At 32.2% G+C, this 23,732-nt stretch carries 13 protein-coding genes and 1 tRNA gene; 13 read left to right on the top strand and 1 reads right to left on the bottom strand.

Annotation, left to right across the window (positions count from 1 at the left end):
- Nucleotides 1–61 precede the first annotated feature (61 nt).
- The 8 genes from JEY78_RS02535 to JEY78_RS02500 all read left to right on the top strand — a co-directional run bounded on the left by JEY78_RS02535 (nucleotide 62) and on the right by JEY78_RS02500 (nucleotide 10,216).
- The gene (locus JEY78_RS02535) at nucleotides 62–1,027 is read left to right on the top strand and encodes an NAD(P)-dependent alcohol dehydrogenase (protein ID WP_291846522.1); all 966 of its coding nucleotides are present in this window, start codon (nucleotides 62–64) and stop codon (nucleotides 1,025–1,027) included.
- A gap of 271 nt (nucleotides 1,028–1,298) precedes the next feature.
- The gene (locus tag JEY78_RS02530; protein WP_291846521.1) at nucleotides 1,299–1,877 is read left to right on the top strand and encodes a sigma-70 family RNA polymerase sigma factor; all 579 of its coding nucleotides are present in this window, start codon (nucleotides 1,299–1,301) and stop codon (nucleotides 1,875–1,877) included.
- Between the two features lie 338 nt (nucleotides 1,878–2,215).
- Nucleotides 2,216–3,013, top strand: a complete 798-nt coding sequence (locus JEY78_RS02525) for an arsenite methyltransferase (RefSeq protein WP_291846520.1) — start codon at nucleotides 2,216–2,218, stop codon at nucleotides 3,011–3,013.
- 618 nt (nucleotides 3,014–3,631) lie between these two features.
- The gene (locus tag JEY78_RS02520) at nucleotides 3,632–4,066 is read left to right on the top strand and encodes a hypothetical protein (protein ID WP_291846519.1); all 435 of its coding nucleotides are present in this window, start codon (nucleotides 3,632–3,634) and stop codon (nucleotides 4,064–4,066) included.
- A 94-nt stretch (nucleotides 4,067–4,160) separates the two neighbouring features.
- Nucleotides 4,161–5,342 carry a TolC family protein gene (locus JEY78_RS02515; RefSeq protein WP_291846517.1) on the top strand — a complete coding sequence of 394 codons (1,182 nt, stop codon included), beginning with the start codon at nucleotides 4,161–4,163 and terminating at the stop codon, nucleotides 5,340–5,342.
- Nucleotides 5,343–5,389: 47 nt separating this feature from the next.
- On the top strand, nucleotides 5,390–5,593 hold the full coding sequence (locus JEY78_RS02510) for a hypothetical protein (RefSeq protein ID WP_291846516.1): 204 nt from the start codon (nucleotides 5,390–5,392) through the stop codon (nucleotides 5,591–5,593).
- Nucleotides 5,594–5,614: 21 nt separating this feature from the next.
- A complete protein-coding gene (locus JEY78_RS02505) occupies nucleotides 5,615–7,117 on the top strand; it encodes an efflux RND transporter periplasmic adaptor subunit (RefSeq protein ID WP_291846515.1) in 1,503 nt (500 codons plus the stop codon).
- A 12-nt stretch (nucleotides 7,118–7,129) separates the two neighbouring features.
- Nucleotides 7,130–10,216 (top strand): efflux RND transporter permease subunit, encoded by a 3,087-nt coding sequence (locus JEY78_RS02500; RefSeq protein WP_291846514.1) that lies wholly within the window; start codon nucleotides 7,130–7,132, stop codon nucleotides 10,214–10,216.
- Nucleotides 10,217–10,907: 691 nt separating this feature from the next.
- Here JEY78_RS02500 and JEY78_RS02495 read toward each other — a convergent pair.
- A complete protein-coding gene (locus tag JEY78_RS02495) occupies nucleotides 10,908–12,911 on the bottom strand; it encodes an LruC domain-containing protein (RefSeq protein ID WP_291846513.1) in 2,004 nt (667 codons plus the stop codon).
- Nucleotides 12,912–13,744: 833 nt separating this feature from the next.
- On the opposite strand from JEY78_RS02495, the gene JEY78_RS02490 reads away from it, so the two are divergent.
- The 5 genes from JEY78_RS02490 (at nucleotide 13,745) to JEY78_RS02470 (ending at nucleotide 23,439) form a co-directional block, all read left to right on the top strand.
- A complete protein-coding gene (locus JEY78_RS02490) occupies nucleotides 13,745–14,578 on the top strand; it encodes a protein-glutamate O-methyltransferase CheR (protein WP_291846512.1) in 834 nt (277 codons plus the stop codon).
- 391 nt (nucleotides 14,579–14,969) lie between these two features.
- Nucleotides 14,970–19,082 (top strand): response regulator, encoded by a 4,113-nt coding sequence (locus JEY78_RS02485; protein ID WP_291846511.1) that lies wholly within the window; start codon nucleotides 14,970–14,972, stop codon nucleotides 19,080–19,082.
- A 92-nt stretch (nucleotides 19,083–19,174) separates the two neighbouring features.
- Complete coding sequence (locus JEY78_RS02480; protein ID WP_291846510.1) at nucleotides 19,175–22,417, top strand: PAS domain S-box protein; 3,243 nt, start codon at nucleotides 19,175–19,177, stop codon at nucleotides 22,415–22,417.
- A gap of 491 nt (nucleotides 22,418–22,908) precedes the next feature.
- Nucleotides 22,909–23,334 carry a hypothetical protein gene (locus JEY78_RS02475; protein WP_291846509.1) on the top strand — a complete coding sequence of 142 codons (426 nt, stop codon included), beginning with the start codon at nucleotides 22,909–22,911 and terminating at the stop codon, nucleotides 23,332–23,334.
- A gap of 33 nt (nucleotides 23,335–23,367) precedes the next feature.
- A tRNA-Arg gene (locus JEY78_RS02470) sits at nucleotides 23,368–23,439 on the top strand.
- Nucleotides 23,440–23,732 lie beyond the last annotated feature (293 nt).

Genomic DNA, 23,732 nt, shown 5'->3' with positions numbered 1-23,732 from the left:
CAATCAAATAGATGGAATAAGTAATAACCGACACCAAACAAATGCCATTTGCAATTAAAAAATGAAAGCAATAGTACATACTAAATATGGACCGCCAGAAGTTGTCAAATTAATGGAAGTTCCCAAACCCATACCAAAAGACAAAGAGGTATTGGTGAAAGTTTATGCATCTACAGTAAATCGGACAGATGCTGGTTTTCGCAGTGCTGAATATTTTATTTCTCGATTCTGGAGTGGACTTTTACGACCAAAATATACAGTTTTAGGTTGTGAATTCTCAGGTATCATTGAAGAAGTTGGTAAGAATGTAACAACATTCAAGAATGGGGATAAAGTTTTTGGTTATAATGACAAAACCTTTGGAGGACATGGAGAATATTTAACCATTGCTGAAAATGAAGCTATCGAATTTTTGCCCGAAAACGTAAACTTCTATGAAGCTACACCAATTACTGAAGGGGCGCATTATGCCTTGAATAATATTAGAGCCGCTAAAATTAAAAGTGGCCAAAATGTGCTGGTTTATGGAGCTACTGGAGCAATTGGTTCGGCGGCTGTTCAGCTTTTGAAATATTTTGGAACAAATGTTACCGCTGTTTGTAACACTAAAAATGTAGAACTAATAAAATCTCTTGGAGCAAATATTGTTATTGATTATCAAACACAAGATTTTACAAATACAGCAACAAAATTTGACTTCATATTTGATGCCGTAGGTAAAAGCTCATTTGGACAGTGTAAGCCGTTGCTAACTGAAAAAGGAATCTACATTTCAACAGAATTAGGAAAAAATGCTGAGAATATATTTTTTGCCCTAACAACTCCCCTTTTTGGTAGAAAAAGGGTTTTATTTCCAATTCCATCAATTAATAAAGAGGATGTTACATTCTTAAAAGAATTAGTCGAAAAAGGTATGTATAAACCTGTAATTGACAGATACTATAAATTGGAACAAATAGTGGAGGCATATAAATACGTTGAATCTGGACAAAAGACAGGTAATGTAGTTTTAAAAATAATAGAATGATAAGAATACTGGATACAAATTAATTTTTCCATTGTTGTAAATCTTCAAAAATAAGTGGACTGATTTACACTAATTCATTGAAAATCGTTCTGATTAATATAATTTTTGTGTTTTGAAAATAAGCGCTATGAAATTGTTATAATAATCGCCTTTTTTGCTGACTTTTTACAAATATAAAATTGTTCTATTATGTTAAAATAAAAATTTAAGTAACTTTAAACATTCCGAACAAACATAGATAACTTAGCCATTGATTCTAATTAAAAATAAAATGACAAAGATTAATAAATATTCAGAAGTTTCATCCCTGTGGCTCGATTATAAAAATGGATTAAAATTTTATATTCTAAAAAAAGTAAAAGATGAAGAGACCGCAAATGATTTATCTCATGAAGTATTGATGAAAATTTATAATTCTTGTTGTTCTGGTTCTGAGATTATGAATGTGAGGTCTTGGATGTTTCAAATTGCCCATAATACTACAATTGATTACTTAAAGAAAGAAAATAAATTTATACACGAAGTTCCTGAAATGTTCGAAAAGGATGAAAATAATTCTTACAAGGAGGTTGAAGATTTATTGAAGCCTCTTATCGAATTACTCCCAGAAAAATATGCAATTCCATTGCAATTATCGGATATAGAAGAGTTAAAACAGGCTGAAGTTTCAACAAAACTAAATTTGAGTTTAACAGCTACAAAAAGTAGGATTCAAAGAGCAAGAAAGTTATTAAAAGAAAAAATTATTGAATGCAGTATTTTGGAATTAGATGAAAAAGGAAATCTTCTTTCTTTAGAAATTAAACAAAGCTGTGAACCATTACAAAAGCATTTAAGCAAAAAAAAATAATCAGTAAATGATGCGTCTTTTTTAAACTTAATTAGTCTTGGTTGTGATTATAAATTTTAAAACGCACAAAATGGAAACAAAAAAATCTTCAAAAAGTACAACATTGATTACGAATAGAAACTATACAATGTATTCAGCAACACGAACATTATGCAGACAATCATCTAAAAGTATTTTTGGTGCAAGTCGTAGATATTGTTAAGTCCTTTTATTTTATTAAATAGTACCTTAAAAAGCTTCCAAAAATGGAGGCTTTTTTTAGTTAAAAAAATATTAATTCAAAAATTCGCGTCTTTTTGAACTGTAATCCGTCTTGGTTAAAAATAAATAATTTAAAGATGGAAAAAAATTCAAATAGCAAAATTAGAGAATCTGTACTAGAAAATTTCAGAAAAGTAGCCTTAAGAAATAGTTTGGAAGAAAGTAGTGATTCAAATTGTTGTGGCAGTACCAAAGATGATTTAGCCAATGTTTCTGATGCATTGGGATATTCTAGAACAGAATACGCGAATGTGCCTGAAGGGTCAAATATGGGTATTGGTTGCGGTAACCCGCAAGCTATCGCTTCACTTAAACAAGGAGAAACAGTTTTAGATCTTGGAAGTGGAGGAGGTTTTGATTGCTTTTTGGCTTCAAAAAGTGTAGGTGAAAGAGGAAAAGTTATAGGAGTTGATATGACTGCTGAAATGATTTCAAAAGCTAGAAACAATGCAAAAAAAGGCCATTACAACAATACTGAGTTTCGACTTGGAGAAATAGAACATCTACCAGTTGCCGACGCAACAATAGATGTAATTATTTCTAATTGTGTAATTAACTTATCTCCAGAAAAAGAGAAAGTGTTTGATGAAGCATATAGAGTTTTAAAACCCGGTGGGCGTCTTGCAATATCTGATATAGCTGCTACTGCTGAATTTCCTGATGAATTTAGAAATGATATATCACTTATTTGTGGTTGTATGTCTGGAGCTTCTTCAATTGAAGTAATACAAACCTTACTTAGCAATGCTGGTTTTTCAGAAATTAGAATTGAATCAAAATCTAAAAGCAGAGAATTTATTAAAGATTGGAGGCCTGAAACAGGTATTGAAAATTATATTATTTCAGCAACTATTGAAGCTGTAAAAAAGAAATAGTTAAAATTCAAGTATGTTTATATTGAATATTTAATCTGTTTATTACTGTGAATCTTCATCAAAAATGAGGAATGATTCTAATTATTTAATTTAGGTTTAAACATATTCTATTTACATCAATAAAACGCAAATTTACGAAATGTTGATCATCTTTTAGAATGATAAAAAGTTAACTCCTTAATTTTCTTATAATTGCGTATTGAATGATGGAATTCCAGCTGCAGCTTTTGTCAAGAAGGGGAGCTTATCAAAAAAGAGGTCATTTTTGACCTCTTTTTTATTTTTAGAATTTTCCAAAACCTTACTGGCATTCATTAAAATCTCTATTGATGGAGTGAATGAAGGTGCTGCAGCTTTACCATTCTCATAATATAGTTTTTTAAAATGGGAATCGTTAGTAATACAAACCTTATGACTCAGTATAATATCTGTTATGTACTAACGGTGATTATTTTAGAGCCCAGTGTGTCTATTCATTTGAAAAATCTTCCATTTTAATATTTTCTGAATAAATTGAAAATTATTAGAAAATAGTCTCAAAGAAAAGGTTATTATCAGTTCACTTTTTAGTGACGACTTAAATAATTTTTTTCAGAAATTATACTATATTTGCGATTGATGCAAAAACACAACAACATAAAAGCACTTTTCTTTTTAGGGATATTCTCTATGTTGATGCTGCATCAGGTGTTGCCACATTGGCATCACGAGCACGACGTTGAGCATACGCATAAAGCGGTTGCTCATAGCGACAATTACAGTCACGATCACGATGTTCCAGAAAAAGAAATTCCTTACAAGGGGTTTTTAGATTTGTTTTTGGAAATGCATGTGAATATAACAGTATCTAGTGAAATACTTCTAACACATACAAGTAGTGTAAAACAGTTAATTGTTAAAACGTATAAAAGTGCGCCAGCTTCGGTGAATTATTATACTGTTTTTGTAAACTATGATGAAGTTGAAAAAATAAGGGTTTATCACCCTCCTAATAATTATTTTAACTCATATCTCTCTTCCCTCGATTCACGAGGCCCACCATCTTTAGGTTAAACATTTAGGAATACTTACCTCTGTGTTAGTAGTCCTTTTTATAAATTTAGACCTGTCTGCCGACAGGCAAGATTAAACTTAAAAATCACAAACAATGAATAAACTAATAGTATTCGCAATTTGCGGATGCCTGTCTTTTGTTAGTGGCTTCTCTCAAACTAAAAATTTAGAGGAATTACTTAATGAAATTGAACAGAGCAATACAGCGTTGAAAGGCTATCAATTCTTTGTTGAAAGTCAACAACTCGAAAACAAGAGCGCTAACAATTTACCCGACCCACAGCTCTCAGGCTATTATTTGCCCTATGGCGATAATACAACAGATGCTTATACAGAATATCAAATATCACAATCTTTTGAGTTTCCTACGGTATATGCTGCGCGTGGTAAATGGAACGATTTAAAATCGATGGAAATACAAACTGCCTATGCAAAGAAAAGGCAGGAAGTTTTATTGAATGCAAAGGAGTTTCTTATAGAACTTACTTTCTTACAAAAACAAAAGACTATTGAAACCGATAGAAGATCCCAGAGCAAACAGGTTTTTGACCAAATTCAAGAACTTTTTAATAAGGAACAGGTAGGTATTTTAGATTTAAATAAAGCCAAAATTGCCTGGATTCAAGAGCAGTTTGTTGTTGAGAAGATTAAAAACGATATCCAAATTCTACTATCCAAACTTAAAACCTTAAATGGTGATAAACCTCTTGAAGGACTTTCAGAAACTATAACTTCAACAGAAATAGCAAGTATAGAAAATCTTTGGCAGGAAAAATTACTGAAGGATCCTTGGTTACAAGAATTAAACGCTAATGAAAATGCTTCCTTACAAAAAGTGAAATTGGAGAAAAATAAAGCGCTTCCTAATTTAGCACTTGGCTATAACTATCAGGGTGTAAACGGAGATAATTATTCTGGTTTTTACGGCGGAATTTCTATTCCATTATGGAGTAGTAAGAATAAAGTAAAAGCTGCACAAGCTAATTATGAGTATCAGCAATCTAATACCCAAGTTATCACTGCATCACTGTACTCGCAATTTCAAGAAACCTTTAGTCGCTATCAATTGATGCACTCAAAATACAAGGAGTATCAAAGCACAATGGGTAATTTGGAAAGTGAGAAATTACTTTTAAAAGCCTATATGTTGGGTGAGTATTCGTTTATGGATTACTATGTAGAACTTCAGTTTTACAGAAATGCTTCAGATAAAATGCTTCAAATGGAAAAGGAATTACAATTGCTTCAAGCACAATTACTAAAACATCAATTATAAATTTTAAAATATAAATTATGAAAATTTCAAAAATAATATTCGCATTAATGATAGGTTCAATGGTTACTATATCTTGTGGAGATACAAAAACAAAAACTACTGAAGATCACGGTCACGAACACGACGCTGATGGCAATCATATGAACGATGAAAAGATTGAGCAAGAAGAATTTCAAGTAGAAAAAGATTCTACAGAAATAAAGCCGGAAATCCACAAACACGAGGATGGTGCTGAACACCACGATCATTAAAATATAAATAATTAGAAAGACATGAAATATATAATAATAGTGCTTGCCTTTTTGGCAATGTCTTGTAGCAACAAGGCAGAAGATGCACACGCACATAATGCCGATGGTAGTCACGCAGGAGAAGAAATTCCTCGTTTGGATCATACCATTTGGACAGACAAAACAGAACTATTTGTAGAATTCCCAGCTTTAATTGTTGGGAATGGAAGTAGGTTCGCTGCTCATTTTACGGTACTAAATAAGCACCAACCTGTTAGAGACGGCTCGGTAACTGTTAGTTTGATAAAAGATGATAAAGGCATCAGAAATACGGTAGAAGCACCTTCATCACCTGGTATATTTTCGCCTGTCATTCAACCTAAAGAAGCAGGAAATTATCAATTGGTTTTTGAATTAACGACACCAGAATATTCAGACAAAATCACGATTGATAATGTTACTGTATATGCGAATATAGATGAAGCCATAAAAGCCTTGGGTACTGCCGAAGATGATGGTAGCATTTCGTTTTTAAAAGAGCAGGCTTGGAAAATCGACTTTCAAACAGCACCTGTAGTTAAAGGTGAAATTTATGATGTGATCAATACATCAGGTGTTTGGACGCCTGCATCAGGTTCGGTAAAAACATTGGTAGCTACATCTAATGGTGTAGTTGATTTTGCAGTAAACAATCTTACGGAAGGAACACAGGTAAAACAAGGACAGTTATTAATGAATGTTAGCAGTCAAGGTTTAGCATCTAATAATTTGAGTACAGATATTGCTTCATCGAAAGCGAAATACCAACAAGCCAAGTCCGAATATGATAGAAAGAAAGAGCTATACGAATCGAAAATTATTCCAAAGGCAGAATTTGAAAAAGTAGAAAGCAATTACAATATTGCAAAATCCAACTACCAAAGTCTTTCATCAGGAGTTTTCGGTGGTGGAAAACAAATTCGTGCACCTTTTGATGGTTTCATTACAGCAATTAATGTTGCCAATGGCGATTATGTAGACCAAGGTGTAGCATTGGTAACGGTAGGGACACTTCAATCTAGAGTATTAAAAACACAAATAGCACCTTCTTATGGTCTTACAATGGAGAACGTGCAAGGTATTTGGTTTCAAACCAAGGATGGTCAATGGCGTAATGTTGCAACGTCTGGAGGCTCCATACTTTCTATAGCTAAAGATGTAGATAATAACAGACCCCTTATTTCAGTTTTTGCACAAGTTAATGAGAATATTGATATGCCAGAAGGTAGCTTAACGCAGGTTCAAATTGCAATGGGTAATGCAACCAAAAACACAATGATTCCTGTAAATGCTTTATTGGAAGATTATGGAAGTTATTCCGTTATGGTGCAATTATCTGGAGAAAATTTTGAAAGACGACCTATAAAAATCGGAAAACGCAATGGCGAGAATGTAGAAATACTTCAAGGATTGAAAGTTGGAGAAGTGGTTGTAACTACAGGCGCATATCAAGTTAAAATGGCTTCAATGTCTGGTTCAACACCTGCACACGGTCACGAACATTAAAAAACGAAGAGAATGTTAAACAAAATATTATCAATTTCACTTCATAACAGATTGCTCATTTTATTGGGTGCGGTGGCATTGAGTTTATTGGGTGCGTATTATGCAAGTACAATGAATGTCGATGTATTCCCAGACCTAACGGCACCTACGGTAACCATTCTTACCGAAGCGCACGGAATGGAATCTGAAGAAGTAGAAAAATTAGTAACCTATCAATTGGAAACAGCCTTAAATGGCTCACCAAATGTGAGACGGATCCGTTCGTCATCAGCAGCAGGAATTTCCATTGTTTGGGTAGAATTTGAATGGGGAACAGATATTTATAGAGCCCGACAAATTGTGAGCGAACGTATCCCAATGGTAAGAGAGAATTTACCTGAAGGTATTGGAGCACCTACAATGGCACCAATTTCATCTATTATGGGAGAAATAATGCTCTTGGGTGTAACATCAGATACTTTGTCTGCAATGGAATTACGAACCTTATCCGATTGGACAATTCGACCACGAATTAAAGCGATTGGTGGTATTGCAAATGTGGTGGTCATTGGTGGCGATTACAAGCAATACCAAGTATTTGCCAATCCAGAAAAGATGAAGCATTACAACGTAAGTCTTACGGAATTGTTAAAATACGTTAAGGAGGCAAACAAAAATGCACCGGGTGGCGTTATCAATCAATATGGAAATCAATATATCATTAAAGGTAGTGGAAGAGCCTATGATTTGGAAGATTTACAGGAAGCTGTTTTAAAACAAGTCAATGGTCAAACCATTAAAATAAAAGATGTTGCAACTATTCAAATTGGTGCTGCCGATAAAATTGGCGATGGTTCTTTAAACGGAAAACCAGCGGTAATTTTAACCATTTCTAAACAACCCGATGTAAACACATTGGAATTGACAGACCGTTTGGATGAAGCTGTTGCAGATTTGGAAAAAAGCCTACCGAAAGGTGTAAACATCAAAAGTCACATTTTTAGACAATCTGATTTTATTGAAGCATCCATAAGTAATTTAAATGCAACGCTGTTAGAAGGTGCATTTTTTGTAATGATTATCCTTTTTATCTTTTTAATGAATTGGAGAACTACAGTTATTTCATTGTTAGCGATTCCTATTTCATTATTGGTATCCATTATCATTTTAAAATGGTTGGGATACACCATTAATACAATGAGTTTAGGAGGTATGGCAATTGCAATAGGCGCATTGGTTGATGACGCTATTATTGATGTTGAGAATGTGTATAAACGATTACGAGAGAACATTAAAAAACCAAAAGATGAACGTTTACCAACATTAACTGTTGTTAGAGATGCATCAGTAGAAATAAGAAGTTCCATCATTATCGCAACACTAATTATCATTGTATCATTTATTCCACTATTCTTTTTAAGTGGGATGGAAGGACGATTATTAAAACCTTTAGGAATTGCGTTTGTAACTTCAGTATTAACCTCGTTGATTGTTGCTGTAACAGTTACACCTATTTTGTGTTCTTATTTATTGAAAAACGAAAAACTACTCTTGAAACGTTCAGAAGGAACACGTGTTGAACGTTGGTTACAAAAACATTATGGAAGGCTTTTGGAACGAGCCATAACTATTCCCAAAACAATTATAGGAGCGACAATAATTGCATTTATCATTAGTATTGTAATTTTAACTCAATTGGGAAGAAGTTTTTTACCCGAATTTAATGAAGGTTCTTTGGTAATTAGTGTCGTTGGACCTCCGGGAATGTCATTGGAAGAAAGCAACAAAACAGGGATATTGATAGAGCAGATTTTATTGGATTTACCCGAAGTGGAAGTCGTTACACGAAGACAAGGAAGAGCAGAATTAGATGAACACGCACAAGGTGTAAATGCTTCAGAAATAGATGTTCCCTTTATTTTGAAAGACAAAACCAAAGAAGAATTTTTTGAAGAAGTGCGTAGTAAATTAAGCATTGCCCCAGGCGTAAATATTACATTAGGGCAACCTATTGCACACCGTATTGACCATATGCTTTCAGGTACACGTGCTAATATTGCTATTAAAATTTTTGGTTCAGATTTACAACGCTTGTTTGAAGTAGGTAAAAGCGTAGAACAGAACATCAAAGATATTGACGGATTGGCAGACGTTGCGGTAGATCAACAAATTGAAGTACCACAAATACGCATCAAACCAAAACGCCAAATTCTTTCCGCTTATGGAATGACTGTGGGTAATTTAATGGAACAAGTAGATATTGCTTTTTCTGGTGAAGAAGCGGGTGAAATTTACGAAGGACAACAGTATTTTGATTTGGTAGTACGCTATGAAAAACCATTTAGAGATGATATTGAGAACATCAACAATACCTTAATCAGTCTGCCAAATGGTGGTCAAACCATATTAGGAGAATTGGCAATCATTCAATCTGTAAGCAGTCCAAACACTATCAATCGTGAAGATGTACAACGTAAAATTGTAGTAGCAGCAAATGTTCAGGGCAGGGATATACATAGTGCGGTAAATGAAATCAAAGAAGTTGTTGCAAACAATGTGAATATGCCAGAAGGCTACCGAGTAGAATATGGCGGACAGTTTGAAAGTGAATCTAAAGCATCACTTTTACTATTAGTTACTGCAATCATTGCAATAGTTATTATTTTCCTTTTGTTATATTATGAATTTAAAGATGTGAAACTGGCTTTTGTAGTATTAATAAATCTGCCTCTAGCTCTAATTGGTGGTATCTTAATCGTGTATTTCACGTCAGGAATTATCAGTATTGCGGCAACTATTGGATTTATTAGTCTCTTTGGAATAGCTACACGTAATGGTATTTTATTGGTGTCACGTTATGAGGATTTGAGAAAAGAAGGAATGCAAGGATTTCAATTGATAAAAACTGGGGCATTAGATAGATTAAACCCAATCTTAATGACAGCTTTCACAACAGGTTTGGCGTTAATTCCATTAGCTTTAAAAGGTGGCGAACCGGGAAGTGAAATACAAAGCCCAATGGCTGTTGTTATTTTAGGTGGTTTGTTATCTGCTACGATTTTGAATCTAGTAGTGATTCCTTGTGTGTATCAACTCGTTATGATGAGACAAAAAAGTTAACATATAATGCACTTAGAAAAATTGTAAATCGTCAGCAAAAAAAGTATTACTTTAAAAATTATTTATTGTGGTTTTTAAGAACGATAACAGGGTATATTTAAATTTAAATATATTCAATCAGTTCATTTAACCTCCAGTAATTTTACGGTAAGTTAAAAACAAATTAAAAGAACAAACATTAAAAAGAAATTGTAAACTGTGGTTTTTAAGAAAACAAAAAAAGTTAATCCATTAATTTTCTTATAATTGCGTATTGAATTAGTGAATTCCAGCTGCAGCTTCTGTCAAGAAGGGGAGCAACACCAGCAAGGGTTTCAAGACATTTAGTTTTGGAACCTTTTTTTATGCGCAAGGTTTGAGCAAGGTTTTGGTTGAAATTTCTGTTTTATGATGATGATTCAGGTATAATTATTTTTGAAAACACTCTCTATGAAATTATTAAAATCAGTCCACTTTTTGCTGACGATTTACACCAGTGAGATAAATGATTTGTAGGTTGAACTTTTAGGATTCAATAGTTGATTTTCTTTATCATTCTAACTACTTCATTTTCTTTGCTGATTCAAATTCTTTAAATGCCATACTTGTATTTGCTTTCAACGGCGAGAAAGAATAAACGGTGCATCTTGACAGAATTATGCACGACCTTTAGTGGAAACAATTTTATTACCGAGTAAAACCAGCTAAATAATTAATTCAAAAAATTATAATCACGATATCCAGTTAAGTCCTGGTACCAATCAGGAAATTGTTCTCCTGCCGATTTTGCCCAATCAACAAATTTCAAATATCCTAAATTGATAGATTTTTTTTCAGCAGGAATAGCATAACTATTTGTTATATTGATAGCCCAGGGAAGATTTTGGGCTGATCGATAATATAATCCAATCGAAGGTCTGGAATAATCAGCTCCTTGCCCGAAATACGTATGATTAGAACCTGCTGTAGGTGGAAAATCAGGAAGGTGAATTTCTTTTCCTCTTATCCCGTTTACAACAAGGAATGGATTGTATGGATAACTGCCAAGAGTTAAAGGATCCACCGCTTCGATAAAAGTAACTGAAATATTTAACGTTTCTCCTACTACTCCCCATCCGTCATCAAATGGGAAAATAATGGCATTGCTCATTCCGCTTTCGACACCATTTGGAGCAATATTTAGATATGTCTTGGTGTATTTTGCCCCATTTACGCTCTCAACTGAGGCAGCAGATACTGGTAATTCAATGCCAAATCCATTTCTGAACGAACCACCTATATGTCTTATTGTCAGACCGATGTTGAGTGTTTTTACCTGGTTGTTTGCATCAGTGTCATTACTGAATTGGTAGTCTAATACCAGATCGTTAAAGTCGTAATCACCTTTGTTCGGCCAAAGATCTTCAAAAGCCAGTGATCCTGATGATCCAGCTCCTCCACCATTGTTGAATGCTTTATTGGGGTCTAGCGGATATTCATCTATACTATCAATTATTCCGTCACCATCGGTATCAACCGGGGAAATTGTATTGCTAACATTTGATAGGTCGGCAGCAGCAAGTCGGTCAAGGGTAATGTAGAACACTACATCGTTAAAATCATTGTCACAGGTTGGTAAACTTCTTAGAGAATCTTCAAATCCCAGTACAATTACTTCGTTTTGAATATCTTTCAACATGATCATATGCTGATTTAATTCTGGATTCGATTCGCTGTTAAAGTTCGGAACAGAATAATACACCCCTTGGGTGTCAGTCACTTTTTTGATACTCTTATCCCAGCCATTGGGTACAAGAAACCAACCGATAACTGTATTTGCAGGAAATTCACCAAGCAATACCTTGTCCCCGCTATGCAATGAACCTCCACTGCCAGGTGTAGAAGCATTGGGAAAAATGATTTTATGCTGTAAGTTGATGGGTTTAGAACCATCATAGATGAAATATCCAAGCGCACTTTGAAGATTGGTTCCTTCACCTGCAAAAGTGACATATACTTTTGTATTCTCTTTCAGTACCAAATTCGATTGTTTTCCACTTTCCAGAAATGATGGTTTGGTTAAAGGAACTGAGACTCCTTCAGGAAGCGTCTGATTCAAATTACTTAATAGTGACTCCCACGAATGATCATTCACCTGAAACAGGTAACTTGGATAGCCGTTTGCAGTATATGCACCCATATAGGAAAAAGCATCAACCTTTGCCGATTTTAATCCATAAATAAAATCGGTTTCGCGTGGCGCATAGGAAATAGCATCAACCTTTGCCAATTTTTTTCCATAAATAAAATCGGTTTCGCGCTCCGCATTGTAATTAGTGTTGTAATTGTAGGTGACTTTATTTTGTGTTATCGGCAAGGCTACCTGTTTTTCCAGTCCAAATGATTTGGAATTAACATAGAGCGTGTCAATTAATTTAGAAACAGTTACCTTCATCTGGTATTTGCTATTTTCATCAAAAGTTCCACGAGATATAAATACGCTTGACTTATCCTTATTCATATAACTGATCTCGAATATTGATCCAATAAATACATCTGGTGCTGAAAGATTTATATCAACAATTTGAGTTGTTGAAAAATCAAACTGATCGGGAAACTGAATCTGATCGATGGGATTCATTGAATCATTAGTTGGATCTGGCAGAGGATCCTTAAAACATTGTGTGAAAAGCAATATTGTTGTTAAAACAAATCCAATTTGAATTAATTTTTTCATTTTTAGACATTAGTGTCCCATAAAACTACAAATTTTAATTTGAAGTTACTACAGTTACTCGGACATTATTTTAAGACTGTTTAAATAAAAACAAATACCTTAGAATTATGAAAAAACGACATTATCACTATATATTCTCAGTAAATAATGTGCTGATTTTAACAATTTAATTTTGATTTAAAGATATTTAGAACCTCCTTAAATCGTAAAAATACGAAAGCTTGGTTGCAACTTCGAGTAATAGGGGGAGCTACTTTTGTTAAAGCCTTTACAGCAATGTAAAGGCTTTTTTTTGTTTTCTTCGTATGTAAAGTTTTGTTCGAAATCTCTTTTTAATTAACTTTTTTGTAAGCATATACCATTCAACTATTAAAACAACTGCATTACTAGGATTGTTTTATAATTTAGTTAAGTAAATGTGTTAATTTAATGAGGAGTTTAATATTGGTAGCTAAGCAGTTGAAGTAAAACATCTAGATGTTTTCCCTATAATATCTAGATGTTATGATGTAAACATCTAGATGTTTTGCAGTTATCCTACTATTAAAACAAATAAACTCATAAGGAAAATAAACCAGTTACTACACAAGTTAATTTTAAAGAGTTAAGCAATACTAACATCTTATCCGTGGAACCCTCTTATGGTATATTTATTTTTGAAAAATAGCCTTAAAAATAATGAGAGTATTTATGTAAGTTATTTTATAATTGAATTGTTGAGGAACAAATAACGGGTGTAATTTATTAAATTTCATATGATTAAAAATAGAATAATAATGTGTATTTTCGAAAGGCCTAATTATGGGCAACGGAAGGACTAATATATTGGTATAATGATGAAAAATAAATACGTACCCATTTTAGAATATCTAAAAAAGGAAAAATTATTTGATTTTGGGGCTTACCAAGTTGGAATGTTGGAACGGAGAATTGAAAATAGGATGATGAAAACCGGAATTAAAACTCTGGAAAATTATTTGTTTTATCTTCAAAATAATTTGGATGAACCTGCCTTATTAATTGATAATTTTAGGATTCATGTAAGTGAGTTTTTTAGAGATTCTTTATGTTTTGAAATACTTTCCAAAGAAATACTAGAAAAAATTATTTTTGAAAAGCAACAAAAGGAGGATAAATCGCTAAGAGTTTGGTCTGCGGGTTGCTCTTATGGTGAAGAAGCGTATTCGCTAGCAATGCTGTTAAATGAATTAAAGTTAAAAGAAAAAACAGCTATAAACATTCAAATTTTTGCAACAGATGTTGATAAAGAAGCAGTTAGAATTGCAGGTTTGGGAGCGTATGCTAATGAAAGTATGTATAATGTAAAAGTTGGGCTGTTTAAAAAATACTTCACAGAAAAGGACGGCAAACATTTTATTGTTCCTGAAATAAAAAAAATGGTGCAATTTTCAGTATATGATTTATTAGATTCACATAGTTATGCACCAAGTGAAAGTGTATTCGGCGATTTTGATTTAATACTTTGCAGAAATGTTCTAATTTATTTTAAGTTAGAGCATCAAACACATATTTTCTCAAAACTTTATAAATCATTAAAAACCAATGGAATACTAATGCTGGGGGAGGCAGAAACACCAATTAACCATTATGTAAATAAATTTAAAAATATTAGCAACAACTGTAAAATATTCAAAAAAATTCAATAACTTTATTCGTTTACATTTTTAATTAATTAACATTGATAGAAATGGGTATTTTCCAATATATAAATGGTTTAATACTTTCAAGTATACAAAGGATACTGTTATTTATAATAACGATGTCTTTTTTTTGTTTTAAGCAAATTAAAACTCAACTAAAGACTACAAAAAACAAATTCAATTCTTGGAGAAACTACCATACATTTAGAATTGTTGAAAAAAATGCAATATTTAAAACTATTAAAATTCACCCTAAAAATAACAATTTTATTTTGGCAAAAGAAGAGTTAGTTATGTTTAACCAATGGAATACTATTGTAATGAGGTTATATTTCAGTAATCTTTTAAAGTATTTATGCTTGAATTTAGAATTCACCTTTAAAAAGAAGTAAACAATATGACGAAGCATTTATTTTCAAAAATTCGCACAAATCTTGCCTTTTGGTTTTTAACATTGGCTATTTTGCCGTTATTAATAGGAATGTTTATTACCTACAGAAATAGCACTAAGGTTATTGAAGAAAAAACATACAGAAAGCTAGAAATTGCACGAGAAATGAAAGTTAATCAACTTCAGCAATGGATAAAAGAACGAAACGGTGATTTTCAAGTTACTTTACAAAGTATTGAAGAAAAGACCTCTGAAGGATTATTTAAGACATCTAATTCCTTTGAGAGTAATCAGCTTTTAAAAAATGAAATTAAAACCTTGTTAAAAAGAACTTTGATAAATTATGATTCATATGATGAAATTTTTATAATCAATGTAAAAACGGGCCTCATTGAAATATCAACAAATCAGGAGTTAGAAGGGCGTGATAGGTCAACAGATCCTTACTTTGTAGAGGCTATTAAAAGCAACCGTTTTTATATTAAGGATATTTATTATTCTTCAGACCTCAAAAAAAATACAATGGCTTTTTCTGAACCCATTCATAGAGGGACAGGAAATGATAAAGAAATAGTAGGAGTTTTGGTTACTAGAATTGATCTTGACAATTCATTGTATTCAATTCTTTTAAACAGAACAGGGTTGGGAGAAACAGGAGAAACTTTTATTGTGAACTCAAATTTAATGCCATTAAATGAACTTCGCTGGAAGGAAGATGCTGTATTAAAGTTAAAAATTAATGCAATGCCTGCTGTAAATGCTGCAACAGGAAAAACAGGAATTATTAGAAGTAAAGATTACCGCGGCGTAGAAGTTTTGGCTGCATACACATACATTCCCGAAATAAAATGGGGATTTATATGTAAACAAGATTGGGATGAATTAAATGAACCAATTGATGCGCTAAGTAAAATGTTAATTTTGCTACTAGCTTTAACGGTTATTGTTGTTTCAGTATTGGTTTTTTTTATTAGTAAAACTATTTCTAAACCAATTACGGAATTAAATGCCGTAAGTAAAAAAATAGCGCAAGGAGATTACACTGCTTATAGCACTATTATTTCAAGAAACGAAATAGGCGAATTAGGGAAATCTGTTAATGAAATGGTTAAAAAAATTGCATCAGAGTCAACCATTCAAGGAGGTCTTTCATTGTTAGCGGAACATATGATTGGTCATAAAACGCAACAAAACTATGTTACGGCCATTTTAAATCAGTTGATTAATAATACAGGTGCTTGCATGGGCGCATTTTACGTGTTAAATGAGATGGAAGCCGAGTATCAGCATTTTGATTCTGTTGGAGCGCACAAAAATATGATGCCATCTTTTAAAGCTGATTTTCCAGAAGGAGAATTTGGAAAAGCAATTAATTCAAAAAAAATTGAATATTTAAAAGAATTACCTAAAAACTCAAGTTTTCAATATAAAACAAGTGTTGGTGAAATTACACCTAAGGAACTTATTACAATTCCAATAATACATAATAATGTGGTTGTTGCCCTAATTTCATTGGCACATTTAAATCAATTTTCTATAGAATCATTGGAGATTTTAAAACTATCTCAAATTACCTTAAACAGTTCTTATGCCAATTTATTAGCCAGTGAAAAGACAGAAACTTTAGCAAATACCCTATTAATTTCCAATCAAAAATTGGAAATGCAAACGGAAGAATTACAAGAGCAAAGTGAAGAGCTTCAATCGCAAGCAGATGAAATGCAAATGCAAAACCAAGAATTGGAAATGCAACGCATTCAAGTGGAAGAAGCAAATCAGCTTAAAAGTGAATTTTTATCAAATATGAGTCACGAGCTGCGCACGCCTTTAAACTCTATTAATGCGCTTTCTCAGGTGTTAAGATTACAAGCCAAAGACAAACTTTCTGATGATGAAAATGAATATTTAGAAGTAGTAGAACGCAACGGAAAACGTTTATTGTCGTTAATTAATGATATTTTAGATTTATCAAAAATTGAAGCGGGCAAAATGGAAATGTACCCTGCTGCATTTTCGTTATCTAGTTTAGTAAGTGAAATTGTTGAAAATATAGCCCCATTGGCCAATCAAAAAAACATTAAGTTGGTTTATGAAGCGCCACCAACAAATATTCAAATTGAAACGGATGAAAACAGGTTGCAGCAAGTGTTATCAAATATTATTGGAAATGCTGTAAAATTTACGGAGAAAGGAAGTGTTCGCGTAAGTATTCATTCACAAGATACATGTTTACAAATTAAAATAAAAGATACCGGAATTGGAATTTCTGAAAAAGAACTTCCATATATTTTTAATGAGTTTAAGCAAGCAGATGGCTCTACCTCTAGGCCTTATGAAGGAACTGGGTTAGGATTAGCTATTGCAAAAAAAATGACAGAAGCGTTATTTGGAACCATTGCTGTAGAAAGTAGCAAAGGACAAGGTTCTGTTTTTACAATTACATTGCCTATAGAATGGGAAGGGGTACTTGATGAAGATGAATTGAACTTTGTACCTTTTAAAGGAAGTAACCATCTTAAAAAAACAATTTTGGTGGTAGATGATGATATTAAAATTGTTCAACAAATTTCGCATAGTTTAGAAGAAAATGGCTATGACACCATTGGAACTACATCTCCAAAAGAAGCTTTAAAGTTAGCTGTTAAGTTACAACCATTTGCAATAACGCTAGATCTTATGATGCCTGAAATGGATGGCTTTGAAGTGTTGCAAAATTTGAAAAAAAATCCAGAAACAGCCAATATTCCAGTAATTATAATTTCAGTTTCTGATGATAAACAAACCAGTTTTGCTTTGGGAGCTATAGGGTATGTTTCTAAACCTGTGAATAGAAAAGAATTAATTCGGGAAATCAAAAAATTAAACCCAAAACCAAAACAGCTATTAATTGTTGATGACAATTCCATAGATAGAAATCATTTGCATGCTATTTTACAAAATGAAAATATAGAAGATATTCAGGCTGAAAACGGAAATCAATGCTTAGCACTTTTAGAAACTAACAAACCTGATATTTTAATTCTTGATTTAATGATGCCAGGAATGGATGGTTTTGAAGTGTTGAATGAAATACGTAAAAATGAAAAAACACAAGATTTACCGGTTATTGTAGTCACTGCAAAAGATTTAACCAGAAAAGAGAAAGAACAACTTTCGGGAAGGGTATCATCCGTACTTAATAAAAGTATGATAGAACCTTCTACTGTTTACCAAGAAATAAACAGAATTTTAGAGCAACTAAAAACTGTTGAACACCCAATTTTACCTATTGAAACCTCAAAATCTGTAAAAAGAATTTTGATGGTTGAAGATAATGAGGTGGTGATACTACAAGTTAAAAAAATTCTCGAAAAAGAAGGAATTGAAGTAGCTGTTGCAAATAATGGAATGCAGGCATTGTCTTATACAGCCAAAACAATACCAGATGCAATCATTCTAGATTTAATGATGCCTGGAATGGATGGTTTTGAGTTACTAGAAAACTTACGAAGTACAACCGCTACAAAACAATTGCCAGTTTTAATTTTAACGGCTAAAAATGTTACAAAAAATGAATTGGCACAATTATCAAATAATAACGTGTACCAACTTATTCAAAAAGGAGATATTGATAGCAAAGGACTTTTAAATGAAGTTAAAACAATGCTAAGAATGAAATCAAATCCCATAACAAGCGGTCCTGAAATTCCTATAAAAACGGAAGAAAAAAGCAATGAACTCATAGTAAGAAAAACTCCTTCAGATCATCAAATACCTAAAATATTGGTTGTAGAAGACAATCCAGATAATCGTCTTACTGTAAAAGCTGTGTTAGGGAAGGAATATATGTTAACGGAAGCAGTGGATGGTGAAGAAGGTATTACAATGGCTATTGATGAATTGCCAGATTTAATTTTACTAGATATTTCCTTACCTAAAAAGAGTGGTTATGAAGTGATTGAAGCACTAAGAAATAATAGTGAAACCAAATTTATTCCAATAATTGCGTTAACGGCAAGAGCCATGAAAAGTGATAAAGAAAAAATAATAGCGGTTGGGTTTGATGAATATGTGACCAAACCAATTGATAATGATGAATTAAAAGCAAAAATTAAAATATTGCTTCAAAAACATTTGTAAAATAGTAGTTTATATTGATAGCGCACATGATGCTTAGCGAATTAAATACATTTTTTGATGAGCATAATTGTAAAATTATTTTCCCCTAAAACATGAGTAAAATTTTAGCAATAGACGACCAGTTAGATAATTTAATTACCATAAAAGCGGTCATTAAATCTTTTCTCCCAGGAAATGAGGTAATAACAGCAACATCAGCTAAGGAAGGAATTCGATTGGCAATTGAAGAACAACCAGACACCATATTATTAGACGTTATTATGCCGGGAATAGATGGTTATGAGGCTTGTAAAATGTTGAAATCAAATGAATTGACAAAGCACATACCAATTGCCATGGTAACTGCTATAAAAACGGATGCAGCAAGTAAGATTAAAGCTTTGGAATTGGGTGCTGATGCATTTGTTGCAAAACCAATTGAACCTGCAGAATTGATTGCTCAGATTAAAGTAATGCTGCGCATTAAATATTCTGAAGACATTCTTAGAGAGGAAAAAACAGCCATTGAAAAAATTGTTGATAAACGGACACAAGAACTTATAAGCGCCAATAAAACACTTAAAAAAGAGATTGAGGAGCGTAAAATAACGCAAGCTAAATTAGTTGAAAGTAAAATTAGATTTCAAAGCATTGCAGAGGTTGCTGGAGAATGGATTTGGGAAGTTGATAACAATGGAATGTATACCTATTCCAGTGAAATGAGTTTCACTCTTTTAGGATATACTCCGGAAGAATTGGTGGGTAAAAAATATTTTTACGATTTTTTTATACCTGAAAACAAGGAGGTTTTAAAGCAAATAGCTTTTGAAACTTTTTCAAAAAAGAAAAATTTCAAGAGGTTCCAGAACTCCAATATTCATAAAAATGGTAGTATTATTATACTTCAAACAAGTGGTTCGCCTATTTTAAATGCTCAAAATGAACTGCTTGGATATAGAGGTGTTGACCATGATATTTCTAAGCGGAAAAAAATTGAAAACAAATTACGAGCCAGTAAAGAACGATATGAAAGTTTTATTTCACAGGTGTCGGAAGGCGTTTATCGTTTTGAATTGGATACCCCAATGTCTGTTCATTTATCTGTAGAACAACAAATTGACTATTTGTACAACCATGCATTTATTGCAGAATGCAATACGGCTTTTATGAGGATGTACGGGATAAAAAATTTGAAAGATATTCTTGGAAAAAGTCAATTGGAACTTCACGGAGGAAGTGATAACCTTAAAAACAGAGAAGCAATTAAACATTTTATTGAAGCAGGCTATCGTTCAGAAAATAATGAAACGGAAGAACCAGATGAAAATGGGGAGATTAAATATTACCTAAATAGTTCTATTGGAATTGTTAAAAATGGACACTTAATAAGGCAGTGGGGAACCCAACGCGATGTCACTGATGCAAAAATATCTGAAGAACAGTTAATAAAATTATCGAGTGCGGTTGAACAAAGTCCTGCTAGTATTCTAATTACAGATTTAGATGGGAAAATTGAGTATGTTAATCAAAAATTTGTTGAAGTTACGGGCTATTCATTAGAAGAAGCTATAGGAAAAACCCCTAGAATTTTAAAATCGGGTGAGAAAACAAAAGAAGAATATCAAAAATTATGGGATACAGTAAAAGAAGGAAAATCTTGGAACGGGGAATTTCATAATAAAAGGAAAAATGGCGAATTGTATTGGGAAAGCGCTTTAATATCTCCAATACGAGATAAAAACGGCATCATAAAATATTACTTGGCTATAAAAGAAGATATTACCGAAAAAAGGGAAATGATGCAAGATTTGGTAAAGGCCAAAGAAAAAGCAGAAGAAAGCGAAAGAAAGTTGTTGGAAGCACAGGCATTATCACATGTTGGGAATTGGGAATATATGACCGCCACCGATATCGTAACATGGTCAAAAGAATTATTTAATATTTTTGAGCGGTCTTATGATTTACCAGCACCAAACTATTCAGTTCATCAATCATACTTTACCAAAGAAAGTTTTGCAATACTTGATAAATCAATTCAAGATTGCATTCAGCGTGAAATTCCTTATGAAATTGAGTTGGATATTATCACAGAAAACGGTAATGTAAAGCAAATAATTTCAAAAGGAAATATAAATAAGGATAATAACAATACAATAATAGGTGTTTATGGAACTGCACAAGATATTACTCAAAAAAAAATAATAGAGAACGAATTGATTTTAGCAAAAGAAAAAGCAGAAGAAAGCGACCGCCTAAAATCAGCATTTTTAGCCAATATGAGTCATGAAATTCGTACACCAATGAACGGAATTCTCGGGTTTTCTGGACTGTTAAAATCTCCTGACTTAAGTAATGAGAAACAGCAGAAATATATCAATATTATCGAAAAAAGTGGGAAACGATTGTTGACAACTATTAATGATATTGTGGATATTTCAAAAATAGAGTCGGGCCAAATGAAAATTGCGCTTTCTGAATTCAATTTAAACAGTCAAATGGAAGAGCTTTATGCGTTTTTTAAACCTGAAGCAGATACAAAAGGAATTCAATTTTTAATGGTTAATGCTATACCAGATTCGCTAGCCATGGTGAAAACTGATAAGGAAAAATTGTATGCTGTACTTGTAAATTTAATAAAAAATGCACTTAAATTTACGAAAAAAGGCACTGTTGAATTTGGATGCTATCATAAAGGAAATCAGGTTGAGTTTAATGTAAAGGACACAGGAATTGGAATTCCTTTAGAACGACAGCCTTTTGTTTTTGATCGTTTTGTGCAGGCTGATATTGAAGACAAAGCTGTTTACGAAGGTTCTGGTTTAGGACTTGCCATTTCCAAAGCATATGTTGAAATGTTGGGTGGTACCATTGTGTTAGAATCAAAGGAAGGAGTTGGTTCCACTTTTAGTTTTACAATAGCTAGTCAAACATTTACACAAAATACTGCACCAGCTTTTCATAAAAACTTAAATAATGTTGTATCATCAGAAATTCCTCCTTTAAAAATTTTAATTGTAGAAGATGATATGGTGACACAGTTATATTTAGAAGAATTATTAACTCCTATTGCCAAAGCGTTGCTGCTTGCAGATAATGGCTATAAAGCACTGGATACTTTAAGTGAAAATTCAGATGTTGACCTTATTTTAATGGATATTGGAATTCCAGGAATTAATGGCTATGAAGTGACACGTAAAATACGCGAATATAATAAGGAAGTAATTATCATTGCTCAAACTGCATTTGCACTATCAGGTGATAGAGAAAAAGCTCTTGAAGCTGGTTGCAATGATTATATTCCAAAACCACTTAAAAAGGATAAATTATTTATTAAAATAAATAAGTATTTCAAATAAATAATAAAAATTGAATCCAATACTATTTATATAATTGTGTTGAATTAATGAATTCCAGTAGTAGCTTCTTTAAAGAAGGAAAGAAAATTTAATTAAAGACTTTAAAGCAATGCAAAGGCTTTTTTGGTTTGTTACTTAGCCAATGTTTTGTTCGAAATTAATTTTTAATCAATTTTTTGTTTTAAAGGTTATATAATAGCATATTAAAGTTTCTTGCGCTTTATTGAGTGTTTTTCAACTATAGGAAGTTTCTAAATGCTAAGTTATAAATAGGCAATATATTAATAATGAACTAATTATATGAAAGTCTAAAAAACAAGAATAAGGGCTAACTAATAATTTTTGAATTAGAAATTATAATAAGTGCTTTTTTTTAAAATTATTAAGCAATTCTAGGGCTTAACCCAAAGATAAGTTTATTTTTGCGGTTGGTTTTAATTTGATATATCATAATTATTAAAACTGAAATAATAAAAAGTCAGCCCATTTAAATGCGTATTATAATTATATTAATTGTATTTTTCTTTTCAACTACCATTACTGTTTTTAGTCAGCAGATAGGATTTGTAAAAAGTGGCAGTCATTCACTTAAATTATTGAAAGAAAATAACAGATTTTCATTAACATATTCTGATATCCTTTCTTCGCATGAAGTTTTAACAGAAAACACCTTTCATTTTACGTTTAAAGAAAGTATTTACAGTATTATTGCAGATGGTTTTAAAAAAAATAGAAGCCATCAAATAATTATTAAAGCGGGTGATGAAACCATTGTAAAATTTGAATATCATCAAATTAATGGGCAAAGTTTGGTTAAAATCAGACAAAATAATCTATTGCTAAATACTTTTGGTTCTAGTGCTTTCTTTAAAAAAGATGAAATTGATACCCTTTTTGGAAATAGTTTTAAAGGATAATTAATTATCCGTAATTTTATACTGTTTTTTAAAGGCTCCATAGTTCAAGGGATAGAATAGAAGTTTCCTAAACTTTTGATCCAGGTTCGAGTCCTGGTGGAGCTACGAATAATTATTTTAAACCCCTATAAACATTAAGAGTTTGAGTAGGCATTTTAAAAGTGTGTCGTTTTTTGTGTCGTTTATTCTGTAAAAGTTCTTTAAAACGCATTTAAATACGTTTTAACATTATATACTAACGTTGTTAATGGTTGAATAATTTGTTTTGAAGTTTTTTAATACAGTAACTTTTGTAAACTCAAATATTATGTTATTTTTACAATTGAAAATTTGAGGGTTCACCTCAAAAATCTTTTTCATAGCAATTTTTTTACCCTCCTAGTTTTAAATTAGGAGGG

Origin of the sequence: Lutibacter sp. (genome assembly GCF_016342705.1) — a bacterium.
In the GTDB taxonomy this organism is placed as follows: Bacteria; Bacteroidota; Bacteroidia; order Flavobacteriales; family Flavobacteriaceae; genus Lutibacter.
Note: the sequence above shows the minus strand (reverse complement) of the source record. Positions and strands in the feature narration are given on the sequence as shown.

What these genes read in the sequence shown, in the direction of transcription:
- JEY78_RS02520 (WP_291846519.1), top strand. Translation starts at nt 3,632, where the DNA reads ATGCAAAAACACAACAACATAAAAGCACTTTTCTTTTTAGGGATATTC.
- JEY78_RS02485 (WP_291846511.1), top strand. Translation starts at nt 14,970, where the DNA reads ATGACGAAGCATTTATTTTCAAAAATTCGCACAAATCTTGCCTTTTGG.
- JEY78_RS02535 (WP_291846522.1), top strand. Translation starts at nt 62, where the DNA reads ATGAAAGCAATAGTACATACTAAATATGGACCGCCAGAAGTTGTCAAA.
- JEY78_RS02495 (WP_291846513.1), bottom strand. Translation starts at nt 12,911, where the DNA reads ATGAAAAAATTAATTCAAATTGGATTTGTTTTAACAACAATATTGCTT.
- JEY78_RS02505 (WP_291846515.1), top strand. Translation starts at nt 5,615, where the DNA reads ATGAAATATATAATAATAGTGCTTGCCTTTTTGGCAATGTCTTGTAGC.
- JEY78_RS02475 (WP_291846509.1), top strand. Translation starts at nt 22,909, where the DNA reads ATGCGTATTATAATTATATTAATTGTATTTTTCTTTTCAACTACCATT.
- JEY78_RS02490 (WP_291846512.1), top strand. Translation starts at nt 13,745, where the DNA reads ATGATGAAAAATAAATACGTACCCATTTTAGAATATCTAAAAAAGGAA.
- JEY78_RS02515 (WP_291846517.1), top strand. Translation starts at nt 4,161, where the DNA reads ATGAATAAACTAATAGTATTCGCAATTTGCGGATGCCTGTCTTTTGTT.
- JEY78_RS02510 (WP_291846516.1), top strand. Translation starts at nt 5,390, where the DNA reads ATGATAGGTTCAATGGTTACTATATCTTGTGGAGATACAAAAACAAAA.
- JEY78_RS02480 (WP_291846510.1), top strand. Translation starts at nt 19,175, where the DNA reads ATGAGTAAAATTTTAGCAATAGACGACCAGTTAGATAATTTAATTACC.
- JEY78_RS02500 (WP_291846514.1), top strand. Translation starts at nt 7,130, where the DNA reads ATGTTAAACAAAATATTATCAATTTCACTTCATAACAGATTGCTCATT.
- JEY78_RS02525 (WP_291846520.1), top strand. Translation starts at nt 2,216, where the DNA reads ATGGAAAAAAATTCAAATAGCAAAATTAGAGAATCTGTACTAGAAAAT.
- JEY78_RS02530 (WP_291846521.1), top strand. Translation starts at nt 1,299, where the DNA reads ATGACAAAGATTAATAAATATTCAGAAGTTTCATCCCTGTGGCTCGAT.